This window comes from Staphylococcus pasteuri, assembly GCF_030547725.1.
GTDB classification, from domain to species: domain Bacteria; phylum Bacillota; class Bacilli; order Staphylococcales; family Staphylococcaceae; genus Staphylococcus; species Staphylococcus pasteuri.
Genome location: NZ_JAUOQO010000002.1, coordinates 109385 through 134477 on the forward strand (window position 1 = coordinate 109385; position 25093 = coordinate 134477).

The window sequence follows — 25093 nt, forward strand, 5'->3', positions numbered from 1 at the left end:
ATTGTCACCCTTCTGATTTTAATTCAAATAACATATCTCTCAGTTCTGTTGCTTTTTCAAAGTCCAAATCTTTAGCTGCTTTTTTCATTTCTTTTTCTATATTTTCTATCGTTTTTTGTCGTTCTTTTTTAGTCATTTTCTTAGGTAGTTCAGTTTGTTTATTTTCATTTGTTTCGTCATTTTCAACAGTAGCACTAATAACGTCATGAATTTTCTTATTAATTGTTTTAGGCGTAATACCATATTTTTCGTTATGCGCTGTTTGTATTTCACGACGTCTTTGTGTTTCATCAATGGCGTATCTCATTGAATCTGTAATTTTATCAGCATACATAATTACTTCGCCTCGATCATTACGTGCTGCTCGTCCAATTGTTTGAATTAATGAGCGATTAGAACGTAAAAATCCTTCTTTATCCGCGTCTAAAATGACTACTAAAGAAACTTCAGGAATATCTATACCCTCTCTTAGTAAATTAATACCAACGATGGCATCATATGTACCCATTCTTAAATCTCGAATAATTTCTATTCTTTCAAGCGTTTTAATTTCTGAATGAAGATAATTTACTTTAATACCCGCTTCTTTCATATAGGTAGTTAAGTCCTCACTCATTTTTTTCGTCAACGTTGTAACAAGTACTCTTTCATTCTTATCAATTCTATCTTGAATTTCACTTAACAAATCATCAATTTGGTTTTCTGTTGGACGTACATCAATTTTCGGATCTAGTAATCCTGTAGGTCTAATAATTTGTTCGACCATTTCATCAGTATGTTCTAGTTCGTATGGTCCTGGCGTTGCTGATACATATACTAATTGATTTGTTTTTTCTTCAAATTCTTCAAATTTTAGTGGTCTGTTATCTAAAGCACTTGGCAATCTGAAACCATGATCAACTAAAACTTGTTTACGCGCTCTGTCACCATTATACATCCCTCTAACCTGAGGCAATGTTACGTGAGATTCATCGATCATAATTAACCAATCATCACCAAAGTAATCTAATAATGTATAAGGTGTAGAACCTAATGGTCGTAATGTTAAATGAACTGAATAGTTTTCGATACCTGAACAGAAGCCCATTTCCCGCATCATTTCTAAATCATAATTTGTACGTTGTTCTAATCTTTGGGCTTCAAGTAATTTATTTTCATCTCTTAATTCTTTTAATCGTTCTTCCAATTCTTTTTCAATACGTTCGATTGCTACTTTCATTTTTTCTTCACGAGTAACGAAGTGAGATGCTGGGAATATAGCAAAATGCTCACGTTCTCTAATAACTTCGCCAGTTAAATAGTTAACCTCTCTAATTCGATCTACTTCATCTCCGAAAAATTCCACTCGAATACACATTTCTTCTCTAGATGCTGGGAAAATTTCTACCACATCACCGCGGACTCTAAATGTACCCCTTTGGAAATCTATATCATTTCTAGTATATTGTACATCTACTAATTTTCTTAGTAATTCGCTGCGTTCCATTTCCATACCAACGCGGACGCTAACAACTAAATCTTTATATTCTTCTGGGTTACCTAAACCATAAATACAACTTACACTAGCAATGATGATAACATCGTCTCTCTCAAACAATGCACTTGTCGCAGAGTGTCTTAATTGATCAATTTCATCATTAATAGAAGCATCTTTTTCTATAAAAGTATCCGTAGATGGTACATATGCTTCAGGTTGATAGTAATCATAATAACTAACGAAATATTCCACTCTATTTTCAGGGAAAAATTCTTTGAATTCACTATATAATTGGCCAGCTAATGTTTTGTTATGTGCGATTATCAATGTAGGTTTACCAACTTGTTGAATCACATTACTCATTGTAAATGTTTTACCCGTACCAGTTGCACCAAGTAATGTTTGATGTCTTTTACCTTCTTCAACACCCTTTACAATTTTCTTTATAGCTTCAGGTTGGTCACCTTGTGGATCAAACTCTGAATTTAATTTGAATGGATAATGTTCGACCATTACGACATACGCCTCCTAAGTTGTTTGCATCTAAAATCTATTACTTATTATTAATTGAGTATCTTTGAAAGAGTGTTACTCCTACTATACGAATTTATTAATCTATTTCCCTTATTATTTATTAGTCATGCATCAGTCTGTTCTTATAAGTATACATGGGATTATTTATTCATAATTTATTATCTATTTTAACAAATTTTCACCACGAAATACAAACATTTGTTCGCTAAAATTTTTATATTATATGATAAACAAAAAACAAACATAGTTAACGAACTATGCTTGCTTTCTAAACTAATATTTATTTATCATGATGGTTAATTCAGTGTATTGTTTCTGTTATTCTTCTCTTTTGTGAAATTCTAATTGATCTATGATTAAATATCCGGCTAGCAATGATACAACATCTATAAAGATAATCCATTCATTGTGGAAAAAACCTTTATAAATTGACGTAGCTATTAATATTAAAGTTACGGAAGTACCAATCCATTTATTTTTAGTAACTACACTAAAGAGAACGATTAATATACAAGGAAAAAATGCAGCACATGCATACCAAATCATTTATTTCACCTGTTTCTTTTATTAAGTATTGTCATTGTCGTTTCACGTAATTCAGTTCTTGGGATAAAGTTTTCAGTTAACATTTCAGGAATTACATTATCAATAAAATCTTGAACAGAAGCTAAATGATCGAATTGCATAATCGTTTCTAAACTCATTTCATATATTTCGAAAAATAATGGTTCGGGATTACGTTTTTGTATTTCTCCAAACGTTTCATAAAGTAAATCAATTTTATCTGCTACAGCTAGTATTTGACCTTCTATAGAGTCATCTTTACCTTCTTGTAGTCTCAACCTATAAATATCACGATATTGAGAAGGAATTTCCTCCTCGATAAAGTTCTCTACCATTTCTTCTTCAACTTGAGAAAAAAGCATTTTCAACTCTCTACTAGCATATTTTACAGGGGTCTTGATATCTCCAGTAAACACTTCTGCAAAATCATGGTTCAAAGCTTTTTCATACAAACTTTTCCAGTCAATGACATTACCATTATATTCTTCTACAGTACCTAAATATTGTGCTATTTTAGTTACTTTAAATGAATGCGCAGCTACGTTATGTTCAAAATATTTAAATTTGCCAGGCAACCTAATAAGCTTTTCCAAATCAGATAATCTTTTATAATATTGATGAATGCCCATTGTGTGATGCCTCCTTTATATTTAATCATAGATGAAGACTTATTTTTTATTATACCAATCATCGTTATGATTAAAAGTAATATCCTAATATCGTTTTCAAAACCTTCACTTAGTACACAAAATATTGATAAAAAATGAGCAGCAATACAATAATTTTAAATCATTGTATTACTGCTATTTTAATCCTATTAAATGTTAAAGATTAGTGTATATAATTATAACTTCCTGGATTTGTGATTGTTCTATATGATTTAACATTAAATCCACCGTTCCAGTTCATTTCAGAAACTGTAAGTGTACCATTACTATTTACCTTTTCAACAACACCTACATGCCCATATCCTCCAGCACCATTAGTACCTGGATTAGATTGGAATACTGCTCCTGCAACTGGAGTATTGTTTACTGTGAAACCTGCATTTCTAGCGCTGGTAGCCCAGTCAGCAGCATTACCCCAAAGGCTACCAATTGGTTTGCCTAATTCAGCACGTCTATTAAATGCATAATAAGTACAATTACCAAATGCATATAAGTTCCCAGAATTACTTATTGAATGTAAACCATTTGAACCTTCATACGATGGTTCTGCTGTATATTGTACTTGAGGTGCTGATACTTGTGGCACATTATTATATTGTGTACTTGCTGATGGAATTGGTTCTTCAGCTTCGAATTGATTAGAGCTATATGATGTATTTTGAACTTGGTTTGCTAATCCTGTTGGCGATACTACAATAATATCTCCAGGGAAAATTAATGGTGTTACTCCAGGATTAAGTTTATACAATTCGTCTAAAGTAATATCATGATCTAAAGCGATTTGATACAACGTATCACCTGATTTGACGATATATTGGCTCGTGCTGTCAGCTTCAACTGCTGCTACATTCTGAGATGCATTAACATTAGATATAGATGTTTGTTCTTGAGCGTCTGCAACATTACTTAATGCAATAAATGCAGCTGCTGATGATAATGATACTAAAAACGTCTTCTTCATTAATATGTCATTCCTTTGTTGTAAATTCTAATTTGATGAATTTAATATACCACAATATTATTTTAAAATGAGTAATGTTAAATTGATGTAATATAATATTTATACACAATAATATAAACTTGCCATATATATTTCATTACAAATTCATTAGTATCAGTCATCCCATTAATTTTTTAGGCTATTTTTACACCTAGTCAAAATATTACTGAGTAATATTACAAACTACTAATTGCATAGAGTTATTTAGTTATAGTCTTTTTCAAATATACGTATTTGCGTTATTAAAATGGATTTCAAAACATTTAACTACTACATACTTAAAAAATTATAAATTAAAAAGGCGCTTATCACGTAAGCACCTTTCAAAATATTATTCCAATTGTTGCCTATTTAACTTATAACTTATTTATCCATTTGCCATCTTAAATACGATTCAATAAATGGACCAATATCTCCATCCATTACAGCATCTACTTTACCAGTTTCTTCATTGGTACGATGATCTTTTACCATTGAATAAGGATGGAATACATATGAACGAATTTGACTTCCCCATCCTATTTCTTTTTGTTCTCCACGAATTTCTGCCATTTCTTGTGCTTGTTCCTCTAATTTAAGTTGATATAATTTTGATTTCAACATTTTCATAGCTGCTTCACGGTTTTTAATTTGTGAACGTTCATTTTGGTTATTAACAACAATACCAGTAGGATGGTGGGTAATTCTAATTGCTGATTCTGTTTTATTAATATGTTGTCCACCTGCACCAGATGCTCTAAATGTATCAACTGTAATGTCATCAGAATTAATTTCGATTTCAATTTCATCGTTATCAAAGTCTGGAATAACGTCACAAGATGCGAATGATGTATGACGTCGACCTGACGAATCAAAAGGTGAAATTCTAACTAACCTATGCACACCTTTTTCAGCTTTTAAATAACCATAAGCGTTATGACCTTTAATTAATAATGTCACACTTTTCACTCCTGCTTCATCACCAGGTAAATAGTCAACTGTTTCTACTTTGAAACCACTCTGTTCACAATAGCGTTGGTACATTCTTAATAACATACTCACCCAATCTTGTGATTCAGTGCCACCTGCGCCAGGATGTAGCTCTAAAATAGCATTATTCGCATCATATGGACCGTCTAACAGTAATTGTAATTCGAAACGATCAATATCTTCTTTAAATGCAACGACGTCATTTTCTAATTCTTGTTTCAAGTCTTCGTCATAATCTTCTTGTAAAAGTTCAACAGTTGCTGACATATCTTCAACAGCTTCGTCTAATTTATAATAACCATTAACGATAGATTTCAAAGCGTTATTTTTATCTATAATATCTTGTGCTTTATTTTGATTGTCCCAAAAATTAGGTTCAGTCATCATTTCTTCATATTCCTGTATATTAGTCTCTTTATTTTCTAAGTCAAAGAGACCCCCTAATTTGACTTAAATTGTCTTGATACGAATCTATATTTCGTTTGATTTCTGATAATTCCATAATGTCTCTCCTATTTCACTTGTAGTTTGATTTATTGTTTTAACATAAATATTATTTTTAATTAATCTTAAATAAACAGATACATCATTTTTATACATTTATATTCTATCATATTCAAGATTAAGTGCAGTGTATGATAAATAAACGTGTCATCAAAGAGATGAATGCTTGCTAACAGCATTTAACTCTTCTTTAAACTCCGTTTTTTTAAATTCTACAAAAAGTGAAAGCCTGAGACAATTATGCCCCAGGCTATCAAATATTATTGTCATTGTTTTACACAAAATTATGCTTGACCATGGCAATTTTTATATTTCTTGCCACTTCCACAAGGACAAGGGTCATTACGACCTATTTCTTCACCTTTAACTATAGGTTTTTGTTTAACTTTTTCTTTACCATCTTCAGCTGATGCATGTTTTGCTTCACCAAAATCAGTTGTTTTATCACGTTCAATGTCATCTTCAACTTGTACTACTGATTTCAAAATAAATTTACATGTATCTTCTTCGATATTTTGCATCATTATATCGAATAATTCATGTCCTTCATTTTGATAATCACGTAATGGATTTTGTTGTGCATATGAACGTAAATGAATACCTTGACGTAATTGATCCATTGTATCAATGTGATCTGTCCAATGACTGTCAATTGAACGTAATAAAATCATTCGTTCGAATTCGTTCATTTGATCGCCAAGTGTTTCTTTTTGTTCAGCATAAGCTTTTTCAATTTTAGCCCATACCACTTCGAAAATATCTTCAGAATCTTTACCTTTAATTTCTGATTCTTTTAATTCGCCTTCTTGTAAGAAAACATCATTTATATAGTTAATAAATGGTTGATAATCTAAGTTTTCTTCTTCTTCGTTAATATGATAGTTAATGCCTCGTTGTAATGTTGAACGTAACATTGCATCTACAACTTGTGAGCTATCTTCGTTATCAATGATATCGTTTCTTTCTTTATAAATAATCTCACGTTGTTTACGTAACACTTCATCATATTCTAGGATACGTTTACGTGCATCAAAGTTATTACCTTCAACACGTTTTTGTGCGGATTCTACAGCTCTTGAAACCATTTTAGATTCAATAGGTGTAGAATCATCCATACCTAGTCGGTTCATCATTTTTTGTAAACGTTCTGAACCAAAACGTACCATTAGTTCATCTTGTAGTGAAAGATAGAATCGGCTATCACCATTATCACCTTGACGACCAGAACGACCACGTAATTGGTCATCAATACGTCGTGATTCATGACGTTCTGTACCTATAACCGCTAAACCACCGATTTCTTCAACGCCGTCACCTAGTTTAATATCCGTACCACGACCTGCCATGTTTGTGGCAATCGTTACAGCGCCTTTTTGACCTGCTCCTGCTACGATTTCTGCTTCACGTTCATGGTTTTTAGCGTTTAAAACGTCGTGTCGAACGCCTCGTTTTTTCAATAAGTTTGAAATATATTCTGACGTTTCAACAGCTACAGTACCTAATAGAACTGGTTGACCTTTTTTGTGTTTTTCAACTACATCTTCTACAACTGCATCAAATTTACCTTTTTGACTAATATAAATTAAGTCTGATTTATCGACACGTTGAACTGGTTTATTAGTAGGAATTTGAGTTACTGTCATATTATATATATTTCTGAACTCTTCTTCTTCTGTTTTAGCTGTACCAGTCATACCAGCTAATTTATTGTACATTCTGAAATAGTTTTGGAATGTGATAGATGCCATTGTCTTAGATTCATTTTGAATTTGAACGCCTTCTTTAGCTTCTATCGCTTGGTGTAAACCTTCAGAGAAACGTCTACCAGGCATTGTACGACCTGTGAATTGGTCTACGATAAGTACTTCTCCATCAACAACCATATAGTCAACGTCACGTTGTAACGTAACATGAGCTCTTAATGCTGTTGTAATGTGACTAATAATATCTACGTTTTGTACATCATATAGATTATCAATTTTGAACATACGTTCAGCTTTGTCGGCACCCTGTTCTGTTAAGTTTACAGATTTAGTTTTTTCATCATATTTATAATCTTCATCCGCTTTAAGCATTTTAGCGAATACATTTGCTTGAGTATATAAAGATGTTGATTTTTCAGCTTCTCCAGAAATAATTAATGGTGTTCTTGCTTCATCAATTAAAATAGAATCGACCTCATCGATGATAGCAAAATGAAGTGGTCGCATTACACGTTCTTCAGCATAATTTACCATGTTATCTCTTAAATAATCAAAGCCTAATTCATTATTAGTACTATATGTGATGTCTTGAGCGTATGCTTCACGTTTTTCTGTCGTTGTTTTACTGTTTAAGTTTAAACCAACTGTTAAACCTAGGAACTCATACAATTCAGCCATTTCTTGACTTTGGAAACTAGATAAGTATTCATTGACAGTGATAACATGCACACCACGACCTGCTAATGCATTTAAATATGTAGGCATTGTTGCAGTTAATGTTTTACCTTCCCCAGTTCTCATTTCGGCAATATCACCATTATGAATCGCAATACCACCCATTACCTGAACCTTGTAAGGAATCATATTAAATACACGTTTTGAACCTTCTCTTACAAGCGCATATGCTTCAGGTAATATTTTATCTAAATAATCATTTTGTTTTTTTACATCTTCAATTTTAGAAAGTTCTTCTTGAAATTCTTTCGTTTTATTACGTATCTCTTCATCAGTTAAAATAGCTGTATCTTCTTCTAATGCGAGTACTTTGTCAGCTAATTTCCCTAGTTTTTTCGTTTCTTTTTTATTGCCGTCAACAATTTTTGATAAAAATCCCATTCTGTTCGCTCCTTTAGCTAAAAAACTGTTTGGCTTTCAACAATTTATCTTACCATTTATACATTTAGAATTATACTTAAATACTCATTCGGATATCTAATTATCCTTTATCAATGACGTAAATATTTTTTGTCTTTAAGGCTTACATACTTTACGCTATTTTCTTCATAAATTCAAACATCTAAATTTTAGTTAGCATGATGCTATGTTTATGTTGAATCTAATGAATTGTCAACAAGTTAATTCTAACATGTTACTATGTATTATTTCTCGTCTCAAATAAATAAACTTCGCATAAATTACGAAATTTATTATACGGTATATGAAATTCGTTATTTTCAATAATGGTTAACGTTGTATGATATGTGAGACTATATATAAATAAGCATTATTTACCCTCTATTAAACCATAAATTTTCATTCATTAATCTATCAAGTAGCTTTAAATATAAAAAGGAAGTGAGAAGGAATTCCTATATGAATCCCTAATCTCACTCCCCCATATCTATCTGTCCATTTAATTATAAAAACAAATTTGCTTATTTCAATTAAGATAAGCTTTATCTAAGTTTTATTGTTCAGATGTTTCGATTAAACCGTATTTTCCATCTTTTCTACGATATACAATACTAGTGCCATCTGTTTCACGATCAGTAAAGATATAGAAATCATGACCTAGTAAGTTCATTTGTAAAACTGCTTCTTCAGAATCCATTGGTTTTAAACTAAATTGTTTAGAACGGATGATTTCAATATCATTGTCTGTACTTTCTTCTGCGCCACTAATTTCTTCAGGTGGTGCTTCTTGAACTTCAGCAACAAATACTTCTTGATCACCACGATCACGGTGCTTACGATTTACACGAGTTTTATATTTTCTAACTTGACGTTCAAGTTTATTCGTAATTAAATCAACACCTGCATATAAATCATCGTGTCTTTCTTCAGCTCTTAAAGTAACATCTTTAAGAGGGATTGTTACTTCAACTTTAGTAGTTGAATTTGAATAAGTTTTAACTTTAACGTGTGCAACTGCATTTGGCACATTATTAAAGTAACGCTCTAACTTACCAATTTTTTCCTCAATATAGTTGCGAATTGCATCTGTGATAGTGAGGTTATCTCCATGAATTTCAAATCTAATCATAGTCAATCTCTCCTTTAACCTCTTATATTGGTAATGCTTAATTATATTTTACCACGTCGCACTTATCTTGCAAACGCAAACACATTGAATTTTCTGACATTTAATTCAGATAATTTACACATTGCATGGTTAATAGTTAATCCTGTTGTATAAATATCATCTATGAGTAATATTGCTTTATTAGTTAAATCAACTTCTTCATTAATATAAAATGGATTACTTTCCTTTATGCGTAATCTTTTATTTAAGTTTGCTTGTTTAGGTCTTAATTTCATTGACAATATATTATCGTAAGTCACATTTTTAGCTTTTAATACTTCTACAACTGGATTAAAAGTTCTCATTATATTACGTTCATGGGGAGATGGTATAGGAATGATATAATCATAATCCACTTTTGGTACGTTAATCATTTCAGCAATGACCTTACTTAAATATTGATCTTTCAAGAATTTATATTGATGTATCATATCTTTCATAATTCCTTCGTATTTATAATCACATATTAATTGGTAATCAATATTAAAATGTTGTTTTAAAAATAAGCAATCCTCACAATTTTGTTCATCTTTATCTAAAGCTTTTAAACAGCGGGTACACCTTTTAAATTCGTCTTTTAAACTTATTCTCTGCCACAATTCAGAACACTTTTCACATATAACACTTGGAGGTTTATAAAAATTAATAATCGTTATAGCTTCGTTGATTGGATTTAAACATTGTAAACATCGTTGCATTTATATATCTAGCCAGCCTTTCCTAATAGCTAATTTATTCATGTCTTTAATATCCTTCTTTGCTAAAATCATTGCCATTGATACACCATTATGCAAATAAATTACTTTTCCTGTTGGCGCTTGTTTCTTTCTTCCTACACGACCTGCTATCTGAATCAATGCCTCCTTTGAAAATTGATCCGCTTCTGTAACGACTACATCTAATTTTTCCATGGTGAACCCTCTTTCGAGAATGGTTGTTGTGAAAACTATTGGATGCTTACCTTCTCTTAGGGAATTAACCTTTTCAAACCGCTCATCATCTTCGCTATGAATATAGATTAAATTTGGAATATGTGATTGATAGTGCTCATAGGCTTCAATCATGCTATTAATATGATTGAAAAATACTAATGTATAACGTTGGCATTGTATTTGTTCTATCAGAATATTTAATAACTTAAATTGAATTTTTCGAGAGTTGAATTTTAAATATTGGAAAATTGGAACTGGTAAAGGTTGTCTATGAAATCTTGCAGGCAGTTTAATTACATTGTCTTTTTCTATGGAAGATAATAGTTTTCTCGGTGGTGTTGCTGTCATGAAAATTTGACATGCTGAATGTTTAGAGGCTGAATGAATCACACTAATTAGATCATCGTCCATAGAAAGCGGAAAAGCATCTACTTCATCAATAATAATGATGTCAAAATGATTTTTAAATCTATATAATTGATGCACGGTTGAAATGATAAAATGTCCATCAAATTGTTGTGGTGAATTTTGGTGTAACACATCTATGTTTTCTTGAGAAAAAGCATCTTTAATACGTTGACTTATTTCTACAACTACATCAACTCGTGGTGATATAATGGCTATGTTATCACCTTTATTTCTAGCTACTTTTATACCTTCGAAAATCATTTCTGTCTTTCCTGCTCCGGTTACTGCATAAAGCAGTATCTTTCTTTTCTCTTTTATAGCATCTACAATTTGTTTTGAAGCATAGTTTTGTTGTTCAGAAAGATTGAAGTCTAATTGATAATTACATTCTGAAACCTTTTGTTTACTCTGCAATATTCTATAATCAGTCTGACTATCCATACGACCTAATTGAATACATTTTCTACAATAAACAATTTCCTTCTCATTATAATCAGAATAGTAACTATGAAAATATATTTGTTTATTCGTTTCACATTGAACACAATGCCATCGATTATTTTTCAATATGACGCCTTTACTTATATTTGCGATCTGTTCATTAGTTATTGTCACATCTGGTTGAATGATTTTTCCATATTGTAATATTTTATTTTCCTCCAAAATAAAAAGACATACTAGATTGTTGATGTACAATCCAATATGTCCTCTATAAATATTAATCAAGTCTTACTTTACGGGCAGTGTAACCTAAACCTAATCCACCTGAACCTAAATGGGCAGCGATTACCGGTCCGAATTCTGAATAAGCAACTTGACTATGTGATGGTGCATTTTCTTTAACAGAGTCTAGTAATGCTTTACCATCTTCAGTCTTATCACCATTAATCACAAATATCGTTACTTCATCAAAGTCCTTAACTTGGTTTAACACTTTTTCTTCTAATGCTTTAAGTGCTCTTTTTTTCGTACGTACCTTCTCTTCAGGAACTATCTTACCGTCATCAAATTTAAGTACTGGTTTCATTTTTAACAATGTCCCAACCCAAGCTTGTGCACCTGTGATTCGTCCGCTTTTTTGTAGATTTTTTAAATCATCTACTATTAAATAAGCGCCTGTATGTTCTCTCATATCTGTTAATTCTGCTATGATATCATTTGGCTTATAACCTTGTTCCACCATTTCAATTGCACGTAATACGTAACAACCTTCCATCATAGCCGCAAGCTTACTATCAAATGCATATACATTAATGCCTTCTACTATTTCACCAGCTTGCTTACCAGATTGATAGCTCCCACTAATTCCACTAGATAAGAATACAACTATTACATCTGTATAGCCTTTATCTCTTAAGTTTTCATATCGTTGAATCCATTCACCTACAGCAGGTTGACTTGTAGTAGGTATTGTCGCAGACGTTGCCATTTTTTCATAAAAACGATCAATATCTACATCTGTACTTTCTGTATAGCTTACACCATCATCAAACGTCACACTTAATGGTGCAACTGGAATATCATATTTATCGATTAAATTTTGAGATAGATAGCTAGTAGAATCAGTCATTACAGCAATCTTCATAGTAGTCCTCCTCAATTATACTCATAGTAATAATACAATATTTTATCAAAAAAAGAAATTGCCATTTAAACATTTTATTTTAAGTATTTACAGAGTGTATAATACTAATATGAAAATTATAGATTTGGAAGTGAAACGATGTCAAAACCAATCATCACTGTAAAAAAAGAACATACATTTGAAAATGTTATTAATAAATCACGTTTTATTGCTCATATTAAACCGGTGACTTCTGAAGAAGAAGCTAAATCATTTATCAATGAAGTTAAAACTCAACATAAAGATGCAACGCATAATTGTTCAGCCTATACAGTAGGTCCTGAAATGAATATTCAAAAAGCAAACGACGACGGTGAACCAAGTGGCACAGCAGGTGTACCGATGTTAGAAATATTAAAAAAACTAGATATTCATGATGCTTGTGTTGTTGTCACTCGTTACTTTGGTGGAATTAAACTCGGTGGTGGCGGACTTATTAGAGCATATAGTGGTGCTGTCCGAGATGTGATTTACGACATTGGCCGTGTAGAATTGAGATCAGCTATATCAGTGACAGTCACTTTAAGTTACGATCAAACTGGCAAATTTGAATACGAATTAGAATCAACTACTTTTATGCTTAGAAATCAAAGCTATACTGACAAAGTAAGTTATGAAATAGATGTAGTTCAAACAGAGTACGATAAGTTTATCGAGTTCTTAAATAAAACAACCGCTGGGAATTATGAAATCCAAACTGAAGATAGCAAAATGCTACCTTTCGATATCTCTACAGACTAAAAAAAGCTATCAAAAAAACGACATGCATTTATTAATAGTAAATGCTCATATGTCATTTTTTGATAGCTTTATCTCGTTTAGTGATCATGTTTTTCTTCGTATTGATGTTGCGGACGATTATCTCTTTTAGTAATGAGTTTTAATATTGGTTTATAATTATCATCAATTAAACCAGTAAATTCAACAATAAGTTCAATAGTTAATAGAATTAAAATAAACATCATTAAAGCACCGAGTGGTTGTGATAGATAAAGTATAATACTTGATAAACTAAATAATATCGCAATTGAATAAATTAATAGTACAGTTTGGCGATGAGTATAACCAAGTTCTAATAATTTATGATGCAAATGGGATTTATCTGCTTGCATAATATGTTGACCTTTTTTCATTCGGCGTATCATAGCAAAAATTGTGTCTATAAACGGTACCGCTAAAATAACGATTGGGAAAAATAAAGCTATAAATGTAATATTTTTAAAACCTAACAATGATACAAATCCAATTATAAATCCTATCATCAGTGCCCCACTGTCACCTAAAAATATTTTAGCTGGGTGAGAATTATAGAATAAGAAACCTAATAATGATCCGATTAATACACAACAAATCATTATAATAAAAACATTCGCCTGTAAAATTGCAATAAATGCTATTGTCATCAAAGCAATCGCTGACACGCCAGATGCTAATCCGTCTAAACCATCGATTAAATTAATCGCATTAGTTATAGCTACAATCCAAATCACTGTTATAGGAATACTTAAAATACCGAAATGAATCGTTGGTCCCATTGGTAGTGAAATAAAATCGACTGTGACTCCATAAAACGCAACAACTAAAGCTGCTATGATTTGGCCAGCTAATTTTAAGTATGGTTTTAAATCATAAATATCATCAATTAATCCAACAACGTACATTAAAATAGCGCCAATGACTAATGGTTTTACTTCTCTTTCAATTGGATGTCCGAGCCACATTCCAACTAAAAATGAAAATAAAATAACCGTACCACCCATTACTGAAATTGGCTTTGTATGTACTTTACGAAAGTTGGGTTTATCTACTAAATTTAATTTTTTAGATATCGCAATAATAATGGGGGTTATTATTAAACTGACTATCATAGTAAATGCAATAAGTAATAATGTATACATCAGTTCACCTTCATCAAATTTAAGTTAGTTTCTATCATTAAAGAAAAATATTAAGAAATCCAACCATTTTACTTCCTTTATTTATTATAAATTAAAATATCCTTCGTATTTCTACATTTTCATTAAACGTTACCTTTTATACTTAAAAGCGCTTATTTCTAATTATATATTATACACGTATTGTTGGAATCAGTATTCCATATAAACAATTCCCTTGTAAAAATAGTTATTAGTCTTACAAAACATCCCATATAATAACAATATTAATACTATGTATTATCTACAATGAAACAAAAAATCTCTTACGACGAAACTCATTTTTTTCATCATATCACTTAAATTTATATTTTAACATTAATCTCTATTATGTATAGGAAAATTTTAGTCTGACTAATGACAAATTGTAAGTTTTCACTTACAATAACTATTGGTCAATAAAGGAGTCGGTAAAACTATGTTTGAAGCAATTATATATAATATTTCAGTCATGGTTGCAGGTATTTATTTATTTCATAGACTGCAATACTCTGAAAATAAAAGAATGGTCTTTTCAAAAGAATATGTCACTGTTTTAATGACGCTTGTAGCACTATTATTAGCTGCTTATCCTATACCATTCCGTTTAGAATACTTAGTACATTTAACATTTGTTCCTTTATTATTTTTAGGGCGTTATACCAATATGATTTATACACTTACTTCTGCTATTATTGTAGCACTAGTAGATGTGCTTATTTTCGATAATTCAATTATCTATGGTATTACTCTAATTGTTATTGCTGGTGTCGTTAGTGCTGTAGGTCCATTTTTGAAACAAAACGACATCGTATCTTTACTTATTTTAAATACGATTAGTATTATCATCTTATTTATTTTAGCTTTATTTAGTCCGATATATGATTTGATTGAGATTGCTATCTTAATTCCTATTTCATTTATCATTACAATTGCCTCTGCAATTACTTTCGTAGACATATGGCATTTCTTCTCATTAGTTAATCGTTATGAAAACGAAGATAAATATGATTATTTAACTGGACTTGGAAATGTTAAAGAATTTGATAGACATTTAAATCAATTATCAAAATATACTGAAGAACATAAAGAAAGTTTAGGTTTATTACTTATTGATATTGATGGTTTTAAAGATGTTAATGATACATATACTCACCAAGCAGGTGACGCTGTATTAAAACAAATGTCTCAATTACTAAAAAATTATGTTCCCAAACAATTTTCAATTTTTAGAAATGGTGGAGAAGAATTTTCAGTTGTCATTAATGATTACACATTAGATCAAAGTGTAAAACTCGCTGAAAACATTAGACAAGGTGTAGAAAAATCGTCATTCCATTTACCTAATAAGGAAGTCATCAAACTTTCAGTCTCTATCGGTGTAGGATATTTAACGAGAGATGATCGTAAATCTCAAAGACGCGTATTTAAAGATGCAGATGACATGGTCCATGTCGCGAAAAGCGAAGGTAGAAATAAGGTAATGTTTAATCCAATTATCAAATTATAATGACCTATTTTTAAACGGTAGTCATAACCTAGGAAATAAATTCCAACATTAGAAGCAAAAAGAAGACAACTAAATTAAGTCTTCTTTTTGCTTTTATTTTTATTCTCCCCTTCTACTTTCTTCATTACATAATCTTTTCAATCTGCCTTCCTCTATTGAAAGTTGTTAGCGCAAGTTGTACACTTCAATTATTCATATCAATAAATTAACTAGGAGGTGGTTGTTCATGTCTGACTCAATCACTATCATTGATGAAAATAAAGTGATTGATGTTGTATTGATTGCTGGAAGAATATTACTTGAAGCGGGTGCTGAAACATACCGAGTTGAAGATACAATGAATAGAATTGCACATAGCTATGGCTTATATGATACATATAGTTTTGTAACTTCTACCGCTATCATTTTTTCATTAAATGATCGAACAAGTACAAGACTGATACGAATCAGAGAGAGAACGACAGATTTGGAAAAAATAGCTTTAACAAATAGCTTATCTCGTAAAATTTCTAACAATCAACTTACAATAGATGAAGCTAAGTCTGAATTAATCCACCTTAGAAGTGCTTCGTTGCAATATTCTTTTTTAATTAATTTATTTGCAGCAGCCATTGCATGCGGATTTTTCTTATTTATGTTTGGTGGTGTCGCATCAGATTGTTGGATAGCTGCGATAGCTGGAGGCGCTGCATTTTTAACCTTTAGTCTAGTTCAACGTTATATCCAAATTAAATTTTTCTCAGAATTTGTTGCTGCTTCAGTCGTTATATCAATAGCAGTTGCAAGTTCTAAAATTGGCTTAGCGACCAATCAAAATATTATTACTATTGCTAGTGTAATGCCTCTTGTGCCTGGTATTCTAATTACCAACGCAATTCGAGATTTGCTTGCAGGAGAACTATTAGCAGGTATGTCTAGAGGTGTTGAAGCAGCGTTAACTGCATTTGCTATTGGTGCCGGTGTTGCAATTGTATTACTAATTTTTTAAGAGAGGCTGTTCATATTGTTATTTTATTTATTTCACTTTACAATCAGTTTCATTTCCACAGTCCTATTCTCCATCATTTTTAATGCGCCTCGTCGACTATTGTTAGCTTGTGGGTTTGTCGGTGCGGTAGCGTGGACTATTTATCAATTCACTGTAGACATGCAATTTGGTAAAGTAGGTGCTTCCTTTTTAGGTAGCTTAATATTAGGATTATTAAGTCATACGATGAGTAGACGTTACAAAAGACCTGTTATCATTTTCATTGTTCCTGGAATTATCCCACTTGTACCTGGTGGCGCAGCTTATGAAGCTACACGTTATTTAGTTTCAAATAATTATACAAATGCAGTAAATACCTTTTTAGAAGTTACACTAATATCTGGTGCGATTTCATTTGGTATTCTTGTTGCAGAAATTATCTATTATATCTACACACGTATCAAACAGTATTATGGTAAGATTAAAGGTAAATCTTATAAGAAATCTTATAATATGAATAACAGAGTTTAAGGGGATGTCTAACATGAAAGAACAAATAATTGATAGATTAACAAGATATGTAAAAATTGATACACAATCAGATCCAAATTCTAATGTTACGCCTTCTACAACTAAACAATGGGATTTACTAAATCTATTGGAGAAAGAATTAAAAGATTTGGGCCTTGAAACAGATATGGATGATCATGGTTATCTGTTTGCTACATTAGAAAGCAACATAGATGCGGACGTACCAACTGTTGGATTTTTAGCACATGTTGATACATCACCCGACTTTAATGCGACTGGTGTTAATCCGCAAATCATTGAAAATTATGATGGAAAACCAATTCAACTAGGACAAACAAACCGAATTTTAGATACTAAAGTCTTCCCTGAACTTAAACATGTCATCGGTGATACGCTAATGATTACTGATGGTACATCATTATTAGGTGCTGACGATAAAGCCGGTGTAGTTGAAATTATGGAAGGTCTAATATACCTTATTGAACATCCCGAAATTAAACATGGTAAAATCCGTGTTGGCTTTACTCCAGATGAAGAAATTGGTCGCGGTCCTCATCAATTTGATGTTGAACGTTTTAATGCTGATTTCGCATATACAATGGATGGTAGTCAACTTGGTGAGCTACAATACGAGAGCTTTAATGCTGCAGCAGCTACTATTACTTGTCATGGTGTGAACGTACATCCTGGTTCTGCCAAAAATGCTATGATTAATGCCATTTCACTTGGACAACAATTTAATAGTTTGTTACCTCCAAACGAAGTTCCTGAACGAACTGAAGGATATCAAGGTTTCTATCATTTAATGAACTTTGAAGGTAACGTTGAAAAAGCAACTTTACAATATATTATTCGAGATCATGATAAAAAGAAATTCGATTTACGTAAAAAACGACTTATGGAAATTCGTGATGATATTAACTCACATTTCGAAAATTATCCTGTTAAAGTTGATGTTGAAGATCAATACTATAATATGGCTGAAAAAATAAAACCACATCAACATATTATTGATATTCCAACTAAAGTATTCAATCAATTAGATATTAAACCAAATACCGATCCAATTCGCGGTGGTACAGATGGTTCACAACTTTCATTTATGGGCTTACCAACACCAAATATTTTTACAGGTTGTGGCAATTTCCATGGTCCTTATGAATATGCTTCTATTAATGTAATGGAAAAAGCTATCCACGTTATGGTAGGTATAGCTGAAGAAGTAGCCAATTCAAATAAATAAATACAATAATAAACACGCCTTGATTGTCTTATACAAAATGACAACCAAGGCGTGTTATTTAGTTTATTTTATTGATTAACATCAAATTGTGTTTTTAATAGTTTTAATGCTTGAACAGTATAATGTCTAATTTGAATACCCATTTTAAAATCAGTGTAAGTTTCAGGCATGTCGATAAATGTATTAAACATTGCCGTCACACCTTTACCTTCGAATAAATCAAATTTATCGTCAGTAGCACAAATAGCAATTGATGTTTTATTATGCTTTTCGGTTAAATCTGCAATACGTAATGTCGTAGTTTCCAACAATTGGTCTCGTTCATTTAACCCTTCACCGAAAATAATTAAATCTGCTTGTTGTACCAAATCTTCTAAATGTGTAATTTGATCTACAAGCTCATGACTAGTTAAAATTTCTGCTTGATATAATCCTTTTAATACCGCAGCAATACCGCCACCAGCACCACCACGCTCGATAGGTCCAATCGTCACTTTTAACTCACTTTTAAATAATTCACTAAAATACCATACTAAATTATCTATTTCTGCTGCTTCATTTTGAGTCATTCCTAGCGTAGAATACATTTGCATAATTTCACTTTGCTTACCATATAATCTACTAGAAAAATCTGACATCACTTGAATATTAGCTTCAGCTAATTTCGGATGAATTTCTGAAAAATCTAAACGTCTAATATATTTAATGACATGGGCACCTTTTGTCACATCAACAATATTTGCTTCATCATCATAGAATTTGGCACCTAAGGCTTGTAACATCCCTGCTCCACCATCGAAACTGCCAATTCCACCTAATGAAATAATAATATGTTTAGCATCGTTGTCTAGTGCTGCGTTTAATATTTCTCCTAAACCATAACTAGTTCTTTGTTGAATTGGTTTTTGACCGTTTAAAAATAAATTACCTTCTATAATTGTCATTCCACTATCAGTTTGACCATATATTGCCTCTACTTCATTCATATCTGCATCGTGAGCGGCAACTCGATATTTACTACCAGACTGCCATAAAAAGACAGAATCCATTAATTCATGGCGGCCATTAAATAATGGCACTTGCACTATATCTGCCTTTTCAATTTGACTAGCAACCGCTTCTTCTACATATCTATTTGCTTGATAACTAGAAATAATACCATTAAATTCATCCATGGCTACTAAAACTTTCATCGCCTTAACCACCTTGTTTTATATATAGTGTTACTTATTAAAATCATTTATATGATGTTTTAAATATAATTTATAGATTCATCGTATAATTAATATTTTACACTAACATATTATACATATGAATGCTGCGTATTTCACAATAAAAGCTATTACAAATTATATTAAAACAATTACATTTTGAATATTGATTTATTATATCTTATTCATCAGCAAACCATAAATGATAAACCATATTTCGTTTTAATAACTAAAAAAGCCATTTCACTACTACATCATAGTAATAAAATGACTTTTATCTTTTAAATGAACATAGAATTAATTTAAATTTACGTTCATTACTCAATTATTTGTTCACTTATCTGAAAAAATTATTCTTCTGCTTGAGCTAATGATGAAACATTGATATCACTATGTGAAGCATTCCATTTCATTTCACCATTGACGAAGTAAAATGCTTGTGGTGATTCATGTTTTACATTTGTTTTTTCAGCAATATAGTCCGATAACTTACGCTCCTGCTGTACTATTAAATAGTAACCATCCATATCGCGTTCATATAAAAATTTATTAAACTGATCATACGCATTTGCAGAAATTGGACAAGTTTCGCTATGTTTTAAAACAAATAAATATTTATTTTCATTTAGCACTTGTTCAAACTGGTCAATTGAACTCAGCTTTATAGCCATTCTATTCACCTCTAAAAGTATTTATCACATTTTCTGAGCATATGCGTGATATTCATATCCCGAAAATAATATCAGTGGGTACAATTATACACATTTTACTTAGCAATGTTAACCTTGGTTATTTAATTTATTTAATTCTAATCAAAATTAATTGTTTTTTTGTTTTACCTTTTTTAATTTCGAATTAAATTCCTTATCTTTCTTATCTATATCTTTACCCTCTTTTGGCAACTTATCGACATCTATTTTAGATATTTTTTCACCAACTTCTATAGTATCAATACGAGTATCATAATAATTCTCTAAACTATAGTACATTTCAATCGCGTTCTTACGGGCATTATCGACATTTGTATCAGAAATATTAGTTTGATTTATATCTTTAATTTGTTTCTCAATTAAAGGAGAAATATGATTTTCAATTGCTTTTTTGGCTGTTTTTGCATCACTTGTAGACGTATCTAAATATTTTTTGGCAGTTTGTTTTAAATCTTTATTATTACTTTCTAATTTTGATGTTAATTGATTTGCATCTTCTTTATTAGAAGCATTATTTATTTTCTTTTCAACTTGAGAGCGGTTCTTCTCAAATAATTTAGTATAATCTAAAATATCTTCATTATCTTTGATTGAATCGTTACACAAGTCTACAAAATCTTTCAAATCATATATTGAACTTTTTTTATCTTTAACAGTTTTAAGATACTCAGATTTTAACTCTTTAACCTCTTTTGTTTCAGCAGGCAATTGTTTTGCAGATTTTTCGTATTCTTTAAATGCAGGTATTAATTGTTGATCAATATCATCTTGAAGTTTAATAAACTCTTTTCTGTTTTTATCAGTAGTGTCTGTTTTACTTAAATGATCTAATTCTTTAAGATTTATTTTTTTCATAACTTTTTTTAATTTATCTTGTTTATGATTCACTTCATCTAATTTGCTTTCAAAATGATTTAAATCTGAATTAGTTTTATTACTACATGCTGTTAACGAGATAATAATGAGGAAAATCACTGGGATAAGTATTATTTTTTTCATATTTGCACCCCTTACCATAGAACATTATACAGAAACGTATTTATTAAGAAAATAAATTATGTTATAGTATCTCAGACTTTATAGCTTACCAATTTATAACAAAGGAGTAAAACCATGTACGGGCATGTTCAACCTCTCATTAAATATCAAACAGATGACCATTACAACCATTTATATCAAGAAACAAGCGCTCTATTGTATAATTTACTAGATTCACCAATTAAATATACACAGCATATTGGTGGAACGAAGCATTTTAATTATGAGACTGAACCCATACTTGATTTGCTTATCGGTGTAGATAATTTACATGATATTACATCATTAGATGAAAAGCGTCTCAATTATGCTGGATTTTATCGATTACATCACGCTTATAAAAAGAAAGTAATGATGGCAAAGTTTAATAATCTTAGAGAATTAAAGCAAGAAATTCGTTTACACATCGTTCAATTAAACACTCAATTATTTGAACAATATCAAACTGTCGATCACATATTAAATAATAATATAGATATCGCAAATGAATTCGCTCAAAAAAAGAAACAATTATTAAACAATGTTGAATCAATAAGAACGTATGAAAACCAAAAGCAATCTATATTTGAAAATATATACAAACAATATGGTCCCTTAAAATAAAGAGAAACATATAATCTACAATCATTATATAAATTTATATTTACGATATTAAAAATCTCATTATAAATGTTCAACATATCATAATTATATAGCATATAAATCAAAATAAAATAATAATGTATTATGCACATCTTAGTCGATTTACTTTGCGTATAATATCTTCTTATTTCGCAAATAGCAAATAAAATTGATATAATAATAATATTAGTATTGAATAAAGAAAGGACGTACGGATAGTGAATAAAAACGATATATTAAAAGGTTTGCAAGAAATTATTCCAAACGACATTATTGAAGTAGATGAACCTTTAAAAAAATACACTTACACTGAAACTGGCGGTAAAGCTGATTTTTATCTTTCACCTACTAAAAATGAGGAAGTACAAGCGATTGTTAAATATGCAAACCAAAATAATATTCCAGTCACTTATTTAGGAAATGGTTCGAATATTATTATCCGAGAAGGCGGCATTAGAGGTATTGTATTGAGCCTATTATCATTAAAGCATATTGATGTATCAGATGATGCAATTATCGCAGGTAGCGGTGCAGCCATTATTGATGTTTCACGTGTAGCAAGAGACTACGCACTAACTGGTTTAGAATTTGCATGCGGCATACCAGGATCAATTGGCGGTGCAGTATTTATGAATGCTGGCGCTTATGGTGGCGAAGTGAAAGATTGTATTGACTATGCACTATGTGTTAATGAAAATGGTGATTTACTTAAATTAACAACTCAAGAATTAGAACTAGACTACAGAAATAGTATCGTACAGAAAAAACATCTCGTAGTTTTAGAAGCTGCATTTACATTAGAACCTGGTAACTTAAAAGAAATTCAAGCCAAAATGGACGACTTAACTGAACGCCGTGAAACTAAACAACCACTCGAATATCCATCATGTGGAAGTGTCTTCCAAAGACCACCAGGCCATTTTGCTGGTAAATTAATTCAAGATTCTAATCTACAAGGTCATCGTATTGGTGGTGTTGAAGTTTCAACTAAACATGCTGGTTTTATGGTTAATGTAGATAAAGGTACGGCGACAGATTATGAAGATTTAATCCATCATGTTCAAAAAACAGTTAAAGATAAATTTGATGTTGAATTAAATACAGAGGTACGTATTATAGGAGAACATCCGGACGCAGATTAATTGGTTATAGGAGGTTTGTTTCTTTGCCGAAAGTTTACGGTTCAATTGTTGATAATGAAACAAGATGCATACATTATCAGTCATTTTTGGATATTATAGCAATTAAATTCAAATGCTGTAATAAATATTATCCTTGTTATCAATGTCACAACGACCATGAGACACATCCTATCAAACGCTGGAGTGAAGATGAATTTAACGAGTATGCCATTATGTGTGGTGTCTGTAAAAATGAAATGACAATCAACGAATACATGATGGTTGAATCTTGTCCGAAATGTCAATCTCACTTTAATCATAGATGTAAATTCCATTACCATCTTTATTTCGAAGTTTAATAATTTAAAATGATAAAAGCGCTAATGGCTCTCACAATGAGGCTATTAGCGCTTATTATTTATTATTTTACAACTTCTTCTAATTCATCAATTTGTTTCATAGTAGTAGTTGTTGAACCAGAAGCAAAATACCATAATTTAGGATCAAGTTCATAAATTTTATGATCTTTAACGGCTTTTACGTTTTTCAATACATCATTATTTAATGTTTTCTTAGCAGACGCATTATTAGAAACAACTTGTCCTCTATCCATTGCTAAAATCACATCTGGATTTTCTTTATTAATATATTCGTTATTAACATTTTGACCATGTGGTCCTTTAGTTACATGTTTATCGACTGGTTTAAATCCAAGTGTATCAAATACTAAACCACCAAAACGAGATCCTGGACCAAATGTAGATAATTCACCTTCATTGACTAATAAATACATTACTTTTTTATCAAATTTAGATGTTTTATCTTTCATTGCATCAACTTTTTTATCTAGTTTCTTAGTTAATGATTTCGCTTTATCTTCTTTATCGTAAATTTTACCTAATTTTTCTGTATTTTCTTTCATAGATTTTAGATAATGTTTATCATCTGTACCCATGTAAACAATTTTAGCTTTAGGTGCTGCTTTTTTAAATTCATCTAAATTTTTCTGATTAGCTGTTCTACCTGAAATAAAAATCACTTCTGGTTTTGCTTCAGCAACTTTATCGAAATTAACTTGTTTTAGGTTACCAGTATTTAAATATTTATCAGATTTAAAATCATCTAAGAAATCTGGTAATGATTTACCGCCTTCACCTTTAGGTAAAGCTTTTACTTTGCTTGAAAGACCCATTTCTTTTAAATCGTTTAAAGCACCGTAATCTAATACGACAGCATTTTTAGGATTTTTAGGTACTTCCACTGTTTCTTTTACCTTTTTAGCATCGCTACCGTCTTTTTCTTTTCCTTGTGCTTCATAATTATTTTCGATTTTAACAGTGTCTTTTGAACCACTTTTTTCAGATTTAGAATCTGAATCATCGTTGTTAGAGTTGTTACCACACGCTGCTAAAACTAATACTAAAGATAATAATAAGACTAAAATAGATTTTTTCATTATGTAATAACTCCTTTTTAATTTTATCGATTGGCTGAGAGGAACGTGTTTGAATAGATTGATTTATCCATATACTATAAGCATCAC

Annotated in this window: 23 protein-coding genes; 8 read left to right on the plus strand and 15 right to left on the minus strand. The window is 30.9% G+C overall.

The genetic code is table 11. The features are described 5' to 3' along the window. Positions 1 to 4: 4 nt before the first annotated feature. The 10 genes from uvrB to fakB1 all read right to left on the minus strand — a co-directional run bounded on the left by uvrB (position 5) and on the right by fakB1 (position 12646). Positions 5 to 1990, minus strand: a complete 1986-nt coding sequence (gene uvrB / locus Q4528_RS02665) for an excinuclease ABC subunit UvrB (protein WP_029056489.1) — start codon at positions 1988 to 1990, stop codon at positions 5 to 7. Between the two features lie 339 nt (positions 1991 to 2329). Then, entirely contained in the window at positions 2330 to 2557 is a 228-nt protein-coding gene (locus tag Q4528_RS02670) for a CsbA family protein (RefSeq protein ID WP_017638175.1), read from the minus strand. 5 nt (positions 2558 to 2562) lie between these two features. Continuing rightward, positions 2563 to 3204 (minus strand): YfbR-like 5'-deoxynucleotidase, encoded by a 642-nt coding sequence (locus Q4528_RS02675; protein ID WP_017638176.1) that lies wholly within the window; start codon positions 3202 to 3204, stop codon positions 2563 to 2565. Between the two features lie 202 nt (positions 3205 to 3406). Then, positions 3407 to 4204 (minus strand): COG3942 and LysM peptidoglycan-binding domain-containing protein, encoded by a 798-nt coding sequence (locus Q4528_RS02680; protein ID WP_070452471.1) that lies wholly within the window; start codon positions 4202 to 4204, stop codon positions 3407 to 3409. Between the two features lie 402 nt (positions 4205 to 4606). Further along, positions 4607 to 5714 (minus strand): peptide chain release factor 2 gene (prfB, locus tag Q4528_RS02685; RefSeq protein WP_096807838.1). Its coding sequence is split into 2 segments (ribosomal slippage): positions 4607 to 5641 and positions 5643 to 5714, totalling 1107 coding nucleotides; the frame shifts between segments, so codons are not numbered across the junction. Positions 5715 to 6000: 286 nt separating this feature from the next. Continuing rightward, a complete protein-coding gene (gene secA, locus Q4528_RS02690) occupies positions 6001 to 8535 on the minus strand; it encodes a preprotein translocase subunit SecA (protein WP_029056486.1) in 2535 nt (844 codons plus the stop codon). 571 nt (positions 8536 to 9106) lie between these two features. Next, positions 9107 to 9682 (minus strand): ribosome hibernation-promoting factor, HPF/YfiA family, encoded by a 576-nt coding sequence (hpf, locus tag Q4528_RS02695; protein ID WP_017638181.1) that lies wholly within the window; start codon positions 9680 to 9682, stop codon positions 9107 to 9109. Positions 9683 to 9744: 62 nt separating this feature from the next. After that, entirely contained in the window at positions 9745 to 10419 is a 675-nt protein-coding gene (locus Q4528_RS02700; protein ID WP_017638182.1) for a ComF family protein, read from the minus strand. Beyond that, a complete protein-coding gene (locus Q4528_RS02705) occupies positions 10420 to 11724 on the minus strand; it encodes a DEAD/DEAH box helicase family protein (RefSeq protein ID WP_026083526.1) in 1305 nt (434 codons plus the stop codon). A gap of 55 nt (positions 11725 to 11779) precedes the next feature. Next, complete coding sequence (gene fakB1, locus Q4528_RS02710) at positions 11780 to 12646, minus strand: fatty acid kinase binding subunit FakB1 (RefSeq protein ID WP_017638184.1); 867 nt, start codon at positions 12644 to 12646, stop codon at positions 11780 to 11782. Positions 12647 to 12784: 138 nt separating this feature from the next. Between fakB1 and Q4528_RS02715 the strand changes: the two genes are divergently transcribed. Beyond that, positions 12785 to 13426, plus strand: a complete 642-nt coding sequence (locus Q4528_RS02715) for a YigZ family protein (protein WP_096807839.1) — start codon at positions 12785 to 12787, stop codon at positions 13424 to 13426. A gap of 77 nt (positions 13427 to 13503) precedes the next feature. Here the strand turns inward: Q4528_RS02715 and Q4528_RS02720 are convergent, their stop codons facing one another. Continuing rightward, a complete protein-coding gene (locus Q4528_RS02720; protein ID WP_017638186.1) occupies positions 13504 to 14583 on the minus strand; it encodes a glycosyltransferase family 4 protein in 1080 nt (359 codons plus the stop codon). A 454-nt stretch (positions 14584 to 15037) separates the two neighbouring features. On the opposite strand from Q4528_RS02720, the gene gdpS reads away from it, so the two are divergent. The 4 genes from gdpS to pepT all read left to right on the plus strand — a co-directional run bounded on the left by gdpS (position 15038) and on the right by pepT (position 18849). Next, the gene (gdpS, locus tag Q4528_RS02725) at positions 15038 to 16108 is read left to right on the plus strand and encodes a GGDEF domain-containing protein GdpS (protein ID WP_029056481.1); all 1071 of its coding nucleotides are present in this window, start codon (positions 15038 to 15040) and stop codon (positions 16106 to 16108) included. Positions 16109 to 16334: 226 nt separating this feature from the next. Beyond that, the gene (locus tag Q4528_RS02730) at positions 16335 to 17096 is read left to right on the plus strand and encodes a threonine/serine exporter family protein (RefSeq protein ID WP_017636809.1); all 762 of its coding nucleotides are present in this window, start codon (positions 16335 to 16337) and stop codon (positions 17094 to 17096) included. Between the two features lie 15 nt (positions 17097 to 17111). Beyond that, positions 17112 to 17606, plus strand: coding sequence for a threonine/serine exporter family protein (locus Q4528_RS02735; protein WP_017636808.1), 495 nt, complete (start codon positions 17112 to 17114; stop codon positions 17604 to 17606). Between the two features lie 13 nt (positions 17607 to 17619). Next, the gene (gene pepT / locus Q4528_RS02740) at positions 17620 to 18849 is read left to right on the plus strand and encodes a peptidase T (protein WP_046466461.1); all 1230 of its coding nucleotides are present in this window, start codon (positions 17620 to 17622) and stop codon (positions 18847 to 18849) included. 68 nt (positions 18850 to 18917) lie between these two features. Here the strand turns inward: pepT and Q4528_RS02745 are convergent, their stop codons facing one another. The 3 genes from Q4528_RS02745 to Q4528_RS02755 all read right to left on the minus strand — a co-directional run bounded on the left by Q4528_RS02745 (position 18918) and on the right by Q4528_RS02755 (position 21769). Further along, positions 18918 to 20042 carry a glycerate kinase gene (locus Q4528_RS02745; RefSeq protein ID WP_213406029.1) on the minus strand — a complete coding sequence of 375 codons (1125 nt, stop codon included), beginning with the start codon at positions 20040 to 20042 and terminating at the stop codon, positions 18918 to 18920. Positions 20043 to 20410: 368 nt separating this feature from the next. Beyond that, on the minus strand, positions 20411 to 20731 hold the full coding sequence (gene ytxJ / locus Q4528_RS02750) for a bacillithiol system redox-active protein YtxJ (RefSeq protein ID WP_017636805.1): 321 nt from the start codon (positions 20729 to 20731) through the stop codon (positions 20411 to 20413). Between the two features lie 147 nt (positions 20732 to 20878). Next, complete coding sequence (locus Q4528_RS02755; RefSeq protein WP_046466459.1) at positions 20879 to 21769, minus strand: EMYY motif lipoprotein; 891 nt, start codon at positions 21767 to 21769, stop codon at positions 20879 to 20881. 114 nt (positions 21770 to 21883) lie between these two features. Here Q4528_RS02755 and Q4528_RS02760 point away from each other — a divergent pair, with 114 nt between their 5' ends. The 3 genes from Q4528_RS02760 (at position 21884) to Q4528_RS02770 (ending at position 23909) form a co-directional block, all read left to right on the plus strand. Beyond that, positions 21884 to 22411, plus strand: a complete 528-nt coding sequence (locus tag Q4528_RS02760) for a GrpB family protein (RefSeq protein ID WP_029056477.1) — start codon at positions 21884 to 21886, stop codon at positions 22409 to 22411. Between the two features lie 233 nt (positions 22412 to 22644). Beyond that, positions 22645 to 23571, plus strand: a complete 927-nt coding sequence (murB, locus tag Q4528_RS02765) for a UDP-N-acetylmuramate dehydrogenase (RefSeq protein WP_026083472.1) — start codon at positions 22645 to 22647, stop codon at positions 23569 to 23571. A 23-nt stretch (positions 23572 to 23594) separates the two neighbouring features. Next, positions 23595 to 23909, plus strand: a complete 315-nt coding sequence (locus Q4528_RS02770) for a CHY zinc finger protein (protein ID WP_017637108.1) — start codon at positions 23595 to 23597, stop codon at positions 23907 to 23909. A 62-nt stretch (positions 23910 to 23971) separates the two neighbouring features. Here the strand turns inward: Q4528_RS02770 and Q4528_RS02775 are convergent, their stop codons facing one another. Continuing rightward, a complete protein-coding gene (locus Q4528_RS02775; protein WP_046466458.1) occupies positions 23972 to 25006 on the minus strand; it encodes a ferrated catecholamine ABC transporter substrate-binding lipoprotein SstD in 1035 nt (344 codons plus the stop codon). Positions 25007 to 25093: the final 87 nt, after the last annotated feature.